The 9,996-nt window shown below is 40.7% G+C and carries 12 protein-coding genes and 1 pseudogene; 1 reads left to right on the top strand and 12 read right to left on the bottom strand.

The window, feature by feature from the left end; translation table 11 throughout:
* Both SLS51_RS21880 and SLS51_RS21875 read right to left on the bottom strand, forming a co-directional pair.
* Nucleotides 1-1,061 (bottom strand): annotated as a pseudogene (locus SLS51_RS21880) (hypothetical protein); the annotation flags it as partial.
* A gap of 1,421 nt (nucleotides 1,062-2,482) precedes the next feature.
* Nucleotides 2,483-2,722: a hypothetical protein gene (locus SLS51_RS21875; RefSeq protein ID WP_323840645.1), complete on the bottom strand. Its 240-nt coding sequence runs from the start codon at nucleotides 2,720-2,722 to the stop codon at nucleotides 2,483-2,485.
* A gap of 123 nt (nucleotides 2,723-2,845) precedes the next feature.
* Here SLS51_RS21875 and SLS51_RS21870 point away from each other — a divergent pair, with 123 nt between their 5' ends.
* Nucleotides 2,846-3,394: an RNA 2'-phosphotransferase gene (locus tag SLS51_RS21870; RefSeq protein ID WP_323840644.1), complete on the top strand. Its 549-nt coding sequence runs from the start codon at nucleotides 2,846-2,848 to the stop codon at nucleotides 3,392-3,394.
* On the opposite strand, the gene SLS51_RS21865 is transcribed toward SLS51_RS21870, so the two are convergent.
* The 10 genes from SLS51_RS21865 to SLS51_RS21820 all read right to left on the bottom strand — a co-directional run.
* On the bottom strand, nucleotides 3,375-3,773 hold the full coding sequence (locus SLS51_RS21865; protein WP_323840643.1) for a DUF6960 family protein: 399 nt from the start codon (nucleotides 3,771-3,773) through the stop codon (nucleotides 3,375-3,377). The two genes, SLS51_RS21870 and SLS51_RS21865, sit on opposite strands and share 20 nt — an antisense overlap.
* Nucleotides 3,763-4,713: a hypothetical protein gene (locus tag SLS51_RS21860; RefSeq protein ID WP_323840642.1), complete on the bottom strand. Its 951-nt coding sequence runs from the start codon at nucleotides 4,711-4,713 to the stop codon at nucleotides 3,763-3,765. The genes SLS51_RS21865 and SLS51_RS21860 overlap by 11 nt, the downstream gene beginning before the upstream one ends.
* Nucleotides 4,714-4,807: 94 nt before the next feature.
* Nucleotides 4,808-5,155 carry a hypothetical protein gene (locus tag SLS51_RS21855; RefSeq protein WP_323840641.1) on the bottom strand — a complete coding sequence of 116 codons (348 nt, stop codon included), beginning with the start codon at nucleotides 5,153-5,155 and terminating at the stop codon, nucleotides 4,808-4,810.
* The gene (locus SLS51_RS21850; protein ID WP_439126903.1) at nucleotides 5,155-6,546 is read right to left on the bottom strand and encodes a deaminase domain-containing protein; all 1,392 of its coding nucleotides are present in this window, start codon (nucleotides 6,544-6,546) and stop codon (nucleotides 5,155-5,157) included. Before SLS51_RS21850 ends, SLS51_RS21855 begins: the two co-directional genes overlap by 1 nt.
* A 62-nt stretch (nucleotides 6,547-6,608) precedes the next feature.
* A complete protein-coding gene (locus SLS51_RS21845) occupies nucleotides 6,609-6,926 on the bottom strand; it encodes a MafI2 family immunity protein (RefSeq protein ID WP_011147750.1) in 318 nt (105 codons plus the stop codon).
* Nucleotides 6,927-6,935: 9 nt separating this feature from the next.
* Nucleotides 6,936-7,865 (bottom strand): polymorphic toxin type 50 domain-containing protein, encoded by a 930-nt coding sequence (locus tag SLS51_RS21840; protein WP_323840640.1) that lies wholly within the window; start codon nucleotides 7,863-7,865, stop codon nucleotides 6,936-6,938.
* On the bottom strand, nucleotides 7,846-8,007 hold the full coding sequence (locus SLS51_RS21835; protein ID WP_323840639.1) for a DUF637 domain-containing protein: 162 nt from the start codon (nucleotides 8,005-8,007) through the stop codon (nucleotides 7,846-7,848). The genes SLS51_RS21840 and SLS51_RS21835 overlap by 20 nt, the downstream gene beginning before the upstream one ends.
* Before the next feature lie 36 nt (nucleotides 8,008-8,043).
* A complete protein-coding gene (locus SLS51_RS21830) occupies nucleotides 8,044-8,481 on the bottom strand; it encodes a hypothetical protein (RefSeq protein WP_323840638.1) in 438 nt (145 codons plus the stop codon).
* A 461-nt stretch (nucleotides 8,482-8,942) separates the two neighbouring features.
* Entirely contained in the window at nucleotides 8,943-9,227 is a 285-nt protein-coding gene (locus SLS51_RS21825; protein ID WP_323840637.1) for a hypothetical protein, read from the bottom strand.
* Nucleotides 9,202-9,996, bottom strand: a 795-nt coding sequence (locus tag SLS51_RS21820) for a cysteine peptidase family C39 domain-containing protein (protein WP_323840636.1), incomplete at its 5' end; no start/stop codon positions are given. The genes SLS51_RS21825 and SLS51_RS21820, both read right to left, overlap by 26 nt.

Below are 9,996 nucleotides of genomic sequence, written 5' to 3'. Positions count from 1 at the left end.
GATTTATCGAACAAAAGATCATAGAAATCCAGTTTGTGATCCGCGAATATCCGCAAATTGTTGTCGGCCGAAATACGCGAACCGTCCCCCCACATCTGGATGTCGCCTTCACGCGTAAGCAGTTCAATATTTTCTCCCTTCAACCCGACTTGAAAAGCCTCAATATCTTTACCTGCAATCAAGGTCAGATTTCTTTTTGCCTCCAGTGTATTTTGGCGGGCATTCATTCTACGTTCAGCGATGACGGACAGATCATTGTCCGCTTTGAGGTCTCCCATGCTGATAATTTCACCGGCATGAAGCAGAATATTTTTAGCCGAGATGAACGCCGTTCCGTTGAATTGATGAATAAAATCGGCCACCACATTCAGATCGGCTGAAAGTTTGCCGTCCATCCCGTGGTTAAAGTCGTGACCGGTTAAGATGAGATTTTTCTTCGCATGAAACTGACTTTCATCATTATCCAGCTTCGTTGCATTGATATAAGCGTTCATTCCCGCCGCGACGCTAGCATCCCGGGCATTATTTAACGCTTTTGTGCGAATAATAATATCGCCGTTATGGGTTTTCAGTGTCGCTGAAGTGTTGTTAATTTCAGTGCTTAAATTACCGCTCGCGTCTTTTTGCAACCAGAGATGGTTATTTGCCTGAATCAGCCCCTTATTCTGATTGTATAAACGGTCGATAAATAACCGCATGTCACCTTCTGCGATAATCTTACCGGTGTTGTTCAGCGTGTTCGCGGCAAGCGTGATATCTTTCCCTGCCTGTACATCTCCCAGAGTCACCTTGCCATCCGCCGTCAGACTAATGTCGCCTTGCGTTGCGGTCAGGTTGGTCAGGTTAACTTCCTTACCCGCCTCAGTACTCACCAGACGGATTTTATTGGCATACATTCCCCCTAATTTCACCACCGGTACATTGCCCTGATTTTGGACCTGTGTTTGGGGGCTATCCGGTGTGATCCCCGTAGCAATCGCCGGGTGTAGTGGCTGGATTGCCGTCAGGTAAATTAAAAGATAACTCGTGGTTCTGACCACAGAGTCGTGGCGTTTACTCATTGCGTATCCCTTTCCTAATTTAAGTATGACAAATCAGTGAAGCTGACCCATTAAATGCCCGTTATCTGCGGTCAGATTACGGTGATAAAGGCGTCATTTTTCATAAATAATCTGAATAGCTTAATAGTGATGTTATTAAACTATTCTAATGGGTAATTAATTGATTATCAGAATGGGTAGTATGAAATGTGATCGATAATCGGTTTTTTAACCCTGACAATGAGGAATGAGATATATTAAATCCTAACAAGTGGCGATAAGGATGGTGATGTTGGTTGGTTTTTCCAAAGCATTTGTTGCTTGGTGTGGAGGGAGGATTCCACTTTGCAAAAGGAAGCTAATAGATGAATGTTGATAACCCGGTAAGGTTGTCCTTACCGGGACTTATTTAGTCAAGATCAGCTACGCCTTATCTGAATGCGATAAAACAGTGGTTAAAAGGTTTGTTAATTCAAAAAGAGATTTATTTTACATTTAGATATTTTGTTTTATGGTTTCTGCCTTGTTTTCATTAAAACGGCTATTTTAGCGTAAAAAAAGCATGTGCATTTAATCAATATCATTTTGAAAAGATTGGAATTGTTAAAATAAAACTTTTTATGTATTAGAGAAAGCGTTAATAACACAATAAGTAACCGACTCGTCTTTGGTTAAATCATTTTTTGCGGTTTTTTATTCCATTTTTTCATTAACGATTATTTAATTGGTTGATGAAAAAATTTATTCCCCGATTGAAAACATTATTAAAATCGGTTGTTTTTTTAATGCACTGTCTGATTTACCTATTCTATACTCTTATTTATCCTTTTTTACAAGGTATATAATCATGAATAAAGCCAGTTTTTTCTCATTTTTCCACTGATGGATTTATAATGAGCAAGTTTTAAATAGTGATTAAAAATCATTTTAACCTCTGGTTTTAAACAGTATAATAATGTTTTAACTGGTTTTAACACTTGCTTTTAATTAAGTTTAATCATCATGGTATATTGTGTTTTACGTTTAACCAATGTTAATCATACTCACCTTTTATCTTTACTGACGCTGTGTTACTGGCAATCCTAAGCAGTTTTCATAAATCAACCAGTGAGTAAATAGCTTGATAGTATAAAGATATCCTTTTGTTTTTTCGGATAATCAACATTTTTTTCAAAGCTTAAATCCTGCCAAATTAACCGTTTTATCTGTTTTCTTACTGCATTATTTTCTTCTTAAAATAACAGAGAGAAAACACTTAAATATCATCTTTCTCGGAAAGTATTTTTTCTCACCGATTTATTTTCAATTCTTTAATTAATGGTAAATCGACTTTGATTTGAAGATCATTAATATCATTTTAATAAATTGCATTTATAGTTAAATCTATTTTTTATATAAAATATTTAACCACTATTTTCGTGATTTTAAATAGTCATGGCAGGTTAAATCGCTACTGAGGCGGCCAGATAATCTAATGCGCTCTCAGCTTCAACAAAGCCTTTGATATCTCCGACAATCGGCACGAAGTCAGTACCCAAACTGATAACGTCTCCGGCTTGTTTACATGCCTCCGGTGACTGCTGGCAAAAGGCTTGTTTTTTCTCTTCGTAGGTTTTGATTGTGCCTGATTTTTCTTTTTCTGCGGCAGACAAAAGATGAGCCAGCGAATTATAGACAATCACTATTTCCCCGGCATTGGAACCCTCGGCATTAATCTGGCATAGTGAACGTCACTCCCGAATGTTATATGTTTATCTTACATTCGGAGGGTAGTTCATCTGATGGGGAAAAGTAGAAGAAAAAGTATGAGTAAGCAATTTGATAAAACAAGTAAATTTTTAAGCTACATTTTACGGCATAAACCTGAAACGATAAAGCTAACTCTTGAGCAAGACGGCTGGGTTAATATTGATAAACTAATATCCCATGCTAATCAACATGGAGAATCACTTAATAAGGAACTCATCGAACAAGTTGTTGCTACCAGTGATAAGAAACGTTTTACGATTTCAGAAGACGGAGTAAAAATCCGCGCAGCACAAGGCCATTCAACTCAGCAAGTTCAGATTAAACATGTTGAACAGACACCGCCTGAGTTTTTATATCATGGTACAACAACACGGTTTCTTGATTCTATTAAAACTCAAGGACTGGTTACAGGCTCTCGTCATTATGTCCACTTATCCAATGACGAACAGACAGCTATATCAGTTGGTCAAAGACACGGTAAACCAGTTGTACTAAAAATAAAAGCCCTGTTGATGTCTCAACAAGGCTTTAAGTTCTATTTAGCCGATAATGGCGTTTGGCTGACGAAGGAAGTTCCTGCTGAGTTTATTCTTGAACTAGAATAAGTTCATCTTCCACATAACGTCTGGATGATTTTTTACCATTAAAAGATAAATAGTAGATTGGCTCATTATTTTTATGATGCCACGCTATATTTAATATAGTACCTCTTTTATCTAGCGAAGAGACAACTTTTACGTTGTCTCCCACCATAAAATGAACCTCTCTGACTGGTTTAAACAAATCAGGTTTAACTCTAAAAGAATAATCTCCATAATTTAATCGAATAAACTCCCCACATTGTTCTGAACAATAGAAAACTTTTCCATGCAAAATAAGTTTTCTTACACATTCTAAATCACCTGGGCAGATCAAATTAACATCATCCTCATCAAACCAAGGATATAGTCCCCACGTGCCTTTTAAATCTAAACTATTTATCATATGGTTTATACCCCTGAAAATCTTTACTAAAATATTTATCTGGTAATTTACCAAAAGCATCTTTAGCAGCATCTAAAGAACCTGCACCTGGTTTATAGTGACCCGAAGCATTATCTATAGAGTAAATTTTACCCGCCCTAATTTCGACTATTCCGGCTCCTAAAACCAGTGGATCTTTACCACCAATTAGAGTTGGATGTGGCATTCTCTCACCACTACGAGTACCAATAATTACATTCCCTTTTTGGTCAACAACATACATAAATTGACCATTCATATTTTTGCTACCAATTCTTCCTGAATCGGTTAAAAGCCTTGTTATATTCTGAGCTGTAGGATTATTTTTATAAATACCATCAACTAAAACACCACCTGCTTCATCTGCTGCTTTAGTCGCTGGATCTACTGACCATTTCTGAACCGATTGAGACGTCGCCCCCTTTCCAGCATACAACTTCTCATTTTCAATCAAGCCAGCTACGGCATTAGTATCAGGTTTAGCATTGCTTAACAAGGGTTTTGAGGTATGACTCAATCCTTCTGCCAGATTCTTGGCATCTTCTTTGGTGTTACCTAATACTTTTACCGTTCCCGCAGCCAAAACACCGGTCCCAACTGCCGCTTCTGGCGCAACCGCATCAGCGACAAAAATACCTACGTTATTCAGGCACAGCGCCGGATTCGTTTTACAGCCTTCAAGCGCAACACGCCCTGCCGTTGCTATTTCAGCCGAACCCGCAATCAATATCTGACCGCCATAAACTAGCGCGTAACCGCCTGCCGCCACTGCGGTGACGGCAATCGCGGCATTCCGCCGCGCAATGACGCGCTCTTCCGCAGCTTTATCCCCTTTTCCTGCCGCTAAGATGTCTTTTTGATTATCTACCGATAACTGATACAGCATATTTTTGTGTAAATCAGAATCCCCCCTGACCGACAACACGCTATCTGAAATTTTCGATAATGCGAAAATTCGCCCTCATTTTTCCATAGCTATTTAAATCTTATAGCCCGGCTCTAAGCCGGGCCATTACTCAGATGAGCTTGAGGATATTCATATCATGAAGAAGTTCTTCTGCTTCTTCTTTAGGTACAACAGCTAATAAATTATCAAGCTTATTTTCAGTTAATAATCGAGATATTTCTTTTTGGTGATATTCCACTTGAGCAGGATACCAACCACCAACTAACACTAAAGCTACAACTTCTAGCATTAGATACTCAATAGGATAGTTAAAACTTGATGTATACCCATCATAAATATCAGCAACTATCGATTCATGTGTCCAACCGTCTTCACTATTCCTACGATCTCTACAACTCATAAAATATGACTCTAATAGCCATTCTTTAATTTTTGAATAAATGGTTCGTTCTTCCATTAATTTTTCCTCGGTGGTCTTAAGACAATACCATTATTATCCAATACATTAACTTGTATATTGGGATATTTAGCCTTGAACTGATCTACAACACTGAGGCAACTTGCACATGCAGGTCGTTCAGTAAAAATATTCACCGTACCTTTAGCGAATGTATTGTTACCAAGTTTCTGAGCAATATTATCTAAAATTTTAGCTTCTGAATCAGTAGCTCTAGGGATCATTGCTCCAGCTTTATTTGGTAAGGTTTGTGTTGTGAATATTCCACTACTTTTACCAACAATGCCCTGAGCAGCCTGTGCTAGTGTTGGAGCATCAATTCGGCTATGAGCTGACATCTGTGATGGCAAACCTTCTACACTAATATTGGCAACCGCAACATTACCTTCTCGTCTCAAGGCTGAAGGTAAACCAGCCCTTACATCCATGACTTGTTGCTTCATTGCCGCTGATTGCTGAACGGCTTTCTCCGCATCCAAGTAACCTCCCCAAGCTTGAGTCGGTTTCTCTAATTCTGTCGCCCCCTTTCCAGCATACAACTTCTCATTTTCAATCAAACTAGTTACGGCATGGGTATCAGGTTTAGTATTGCTTAACAAGGGTTTTGAGGTATTACTCAATCCTTCTGCCAGATTCTTAGCACCTTCTTTGGTGTTACCTAATACCTTTACCGTGCCCGCAGCCAAAACACCGGTCCCAACCGCCGCTTCTGGCGCAATCGCATCAGCGACAAAAATGCCCACGTTATTCAGGCACAGCGCCGGATTGGTTTTACAGCCCTCAAGCGCAACACGCCCTGCCGTTGCCATTTCAGCCGAGGCGGCAATCAGTATCTGACCGCCATAAACCAGCGCATAACCGCCCGCCGCCACTGCGGTGACGGCAATCGCGGCATTCCGCCGCGCAATGACGCGCTCTTCCGCAGCTTTATCCCCTTTTCCTGCCGCTAAGATGTCTTTTTGATTATCTACCGATAACTGATACAACATGTGCTCAGTCATGTTGTTACGATAGACAAGCTCCGCGCTGTTCGCCGCACTGTAAGCGCCTTCCGGGGTATGGCTAATCAGGGCGCCTGACAATGCCCCGATAAATTTAGCCGTCTGAGCCTTAACGTCATTACCCGTCAGCGCTTCCTGAAGCTTATGGATTTGTCGCTCTGTTTCATTCTTATACGCCGGTTCAAATAGCCGGCTTTCCATTGTGATTGCCGCTAATTCAGCCGCCAGCGCACCCACAGCCGCCCCTTTAGCATCCCCGCCAGCGATTTCAGCGCTAATGCCTGCCACAACCGCGTGGCTCAATATCTTGCCTGAGTGGCCTAAAATCTCCCCGTTATCACCAATCAGCTTGGCACCTTCCGCATTAATCTGATTACCGATATTGCTCAACAGCGCGGTTTGCAGGTTATCCGTAAAACTGCCACCGTTAATCGCGATACCTACATTAACCTCTAATATTCTCTTCTTATGTATATAAAACCACTTAAGCTATCAAGATCTCTAAATGGATTTGTAGAGAAAACTACCTCATCGTTTACACCTCTAATATCGTTATTAGATGATGTGTGAGCTAAAATATTCGCTATGACTATATCTAAACTTTCGTAATCTTCCTCTGTCGGTTCACGATCAAGATAATATCTTAATGTTAGGAGCTTTTTTTCATTATTGAATCCAACGGCTATTGCTCTGATAGCCGGATAAATTTCTCCAAGAAGAGCTTTTGACACCCATATAAACAACTCGTCTGGTATAGTTTTTAACATCATAAAAAAACCTCAATGCTGAATAGGGTTAGCTGGAACAATATGCGCCCCGTTTTTTCCATAATGAATAATGCCATAATTTGTTGGCTGTCCTTCATATTTCCCTATTGGTTTACCAAAATTAACAATAGGTTGATTACGTGGAGTCATCCGTATGATGGGATATTCACCTGAGTGAACACCATTAAGTAATTTTTGAGGATCTACACCTTCCGCTAATGGAGAACGTCCAGGAATATAGTTGTTATGCCCTGTAATGTGTTTTCCTTGTTGCCCTAGATGAATTTCTTTTGATAACCCCTGAGGGGTTGGCAAACCTGTAGATACATTCTTCAATGTATTCATACCCGCATTGTGCAATTCTCCTGCCAGATTCTTAGCACCTTCTTTGGTATTACCTAATACCTTTACCGTTCCCGCAGCCAAAACGCCCGTCCCAACCGCCGCTTCTGGCGCAACCGCATCAGCGACAAAAATACCCACGTTATTCAGGCACAGCGCCGGATTGGTTTTACAGCCTTCAAGCGCAACACGCCCTGCCGTTGCCATTTCAGCCGAGGCGGCAATCAGTATCTGGCCGCCATAAACCAGCGCGTAACCGCCTGCCGCCACTGCGGTGACGGCAATCGCGGCATCCTGCCGTGCAATGACGCGCTCTTCCGCAGCTTTATCCCCTTTTCCTGCCGCTAAGATGTCTTTTTGATTATCTACCGATAACTGATACAACATGTGCTCAGTCATGTTATTACGATAGACAAGCTCCGCGCTGTTCGCCGCACTGTAAGCGCCTTCCGGGGTATGGCTAATCAGGGCGCCTGACAATGCCCCGATAAATTTAGCCGTCTGAGCCTTAACGTCATTACCCGTCAGCGCTTCCTGAAGCTTATGGATTTGTCGCTCTGTTTCATTCTTATACGCCGGTTCAAATAGCCTGCTTTCCATTGTGATTGCCGCTAATTTCCGCCGCCAGCGCAGACACTGCGGCATGGCTAATCGCTTTACCCAGAACATCCAGAATCTGCCCCTGATCACCAATCAGTTTAGCGCCTTCCGCATTAATCTGGTTACCTATATTGCTCAACAACGCGGTTTGCAGGTTATCCGTAAAACTGCCGCCATTTCAGTCAATTGTAGAAGCAAATTCGCCATCGATTTTTTGCTTTTCGAGAAAAAAAGCTCCTAGATCCTCTGATTCTCTTTCAATAATACCTATGTAATGAGAGATGGATGTGACTAACTCAGAATAACCTATAATCGATTGTATCTTAAAATTATCATATAAGACTTTATAGTCATCATTTAAATGAGTTATACAAATTGACCAATTAGAAGACAACTTACCGTCTTTAATCTCGCATAAATTAGCAGGAATCCATACAGGGTTGCCTTTATTAGGACAGATTAAATAATCGATTCGACATGAAAGCAACATCAAACCATAAACTACATATTCAGTTCCAATCTCCAAAAAAGAGTAATCTGTTTCATCTGTTTCGCCAAAACAACGGCTATAATCAGGTAAATCTTTTCCCGAATTAAAAATACATTTAATTAACATAAAAATACTCACTTAAATTTAAAATCATCAATAGCCCCTGTCTTTGTATTCTTTACATAGTGGACTTCTATTCCGTTAATATTTTGAGACATTTTTACCCAACCATCTGATGCAGGCCACCGTTTATCAGTCATAGGAACAGGGAGCTGCCGCCCCGAATTAGGGGCACCTTCTTTGGTGCCTAAATTGCCATCGGGTCGCTAAAGGTTTTATCCAGCGTTATGGCCGCCAGTTCTGCTGCTAATACACCCACCGCAGTCCCTTTTACATCACCTCCACCAATCTCCGTCGCCAGAGTAGTGCTGCATAGCTAATCACTTTACGCGGGATACCCAGAATCTGACCCTTATCATCAATCCGGCACCCTCGGCGTTAATTTGGCATAGTGAACTACACTCCCGAACGTTATATGTTTGTCTAACATTCGGGGGACAGTTCACTAATGATGGGAATTTTGCTTATTAAATTAACTTAAATGGGAATGATATAGATCTATTTTCTATATAATCCCAAGTTATTTTATTCAACTTTTTTACCACAGTTGGATCTATGAGCATTAATGACATTATAAGATCATCTAACTCTTTTGTTGATTCTATAAACTTAATGGCATTCTTATTATCTACTCTTGTACTTATTATTTTTTCTGTTGATAAAACTTCAAAATAATAGGTAACTATATTATTCTCAGATTGATAAATAATATTATTTATCAATACATTACTGGTTAAATACTGCAATTTCATTCCAAGTCGCCTTAAATTCTTGTTGAGTCATTTTATAACTTGTACCTTTCCAAGGATCATGGATTAGTACATTACCTGCTTTATCTGTACCTTTCACAACAACCCAATGTCCAACCTTACTACCTTGATCCCACATCATTGCGCTCCAAGAACCCGTTTTATTTAAAGCATCAAAATTATTTTCACCAACAAAACCACCTTTCCAATTTCCCCCTTGTTTGGTTAGATCTCGAGCTAATTGATCCGCATGTTTTAATTCTGTTCCAAGCTTCACTTGATCTACAAAGATATTCCTATCCTTAAGTAACATTTCACCGCACGCAGCTCCGCAGCTTGTTGGAGTAACTTGTTTTACCACATTAGGATCAGTTACTTCATTAATAACTTTCCAGTCTCCGCCTGCGCCACCTTGGACACTCGCCCCTTTTCCAGCATACAACTTCTCATTTTCGATCAAACTAGCTACAGCATCAGTATCAGGCTTAGCATTTTTTAACAGCGGGTTTGAGGTATGACTCAATCCTTCTGCCAGATCCTTGGCACCTTCTTTGGTGCTACCTAATACTTTTATCGTGCCCGCCGCCAAAACACCGGTCCCAACTGCCGCTTCTGGCGCAACCGCATCAGCGACAAAAATACCTACGTTATTCAGGCATAGCGCCGGATTGGTTTTACAGCCTTCAAGCGCAACACGCCCTGCCGTTGCCATTTCAGCCGAGGCGGCAATCAGTATCTGGCCGCCATAAACCAGCGCATAACCGCCCGCCGC

Source organism: Photorhabdus africana (assembly GCF_035181445.1).
In the GTDB taxonomy this organism is placed as follows: Bacteria; Pseudomonadota; Gammaproteobacteria; order Enterobacterales; family Enterobacteriaceae; genus Photorhabdus; species Photorhabdus laumondii.
This window is presented reverse-complemented; position numbering and strand designations above follow the sequence as displayed.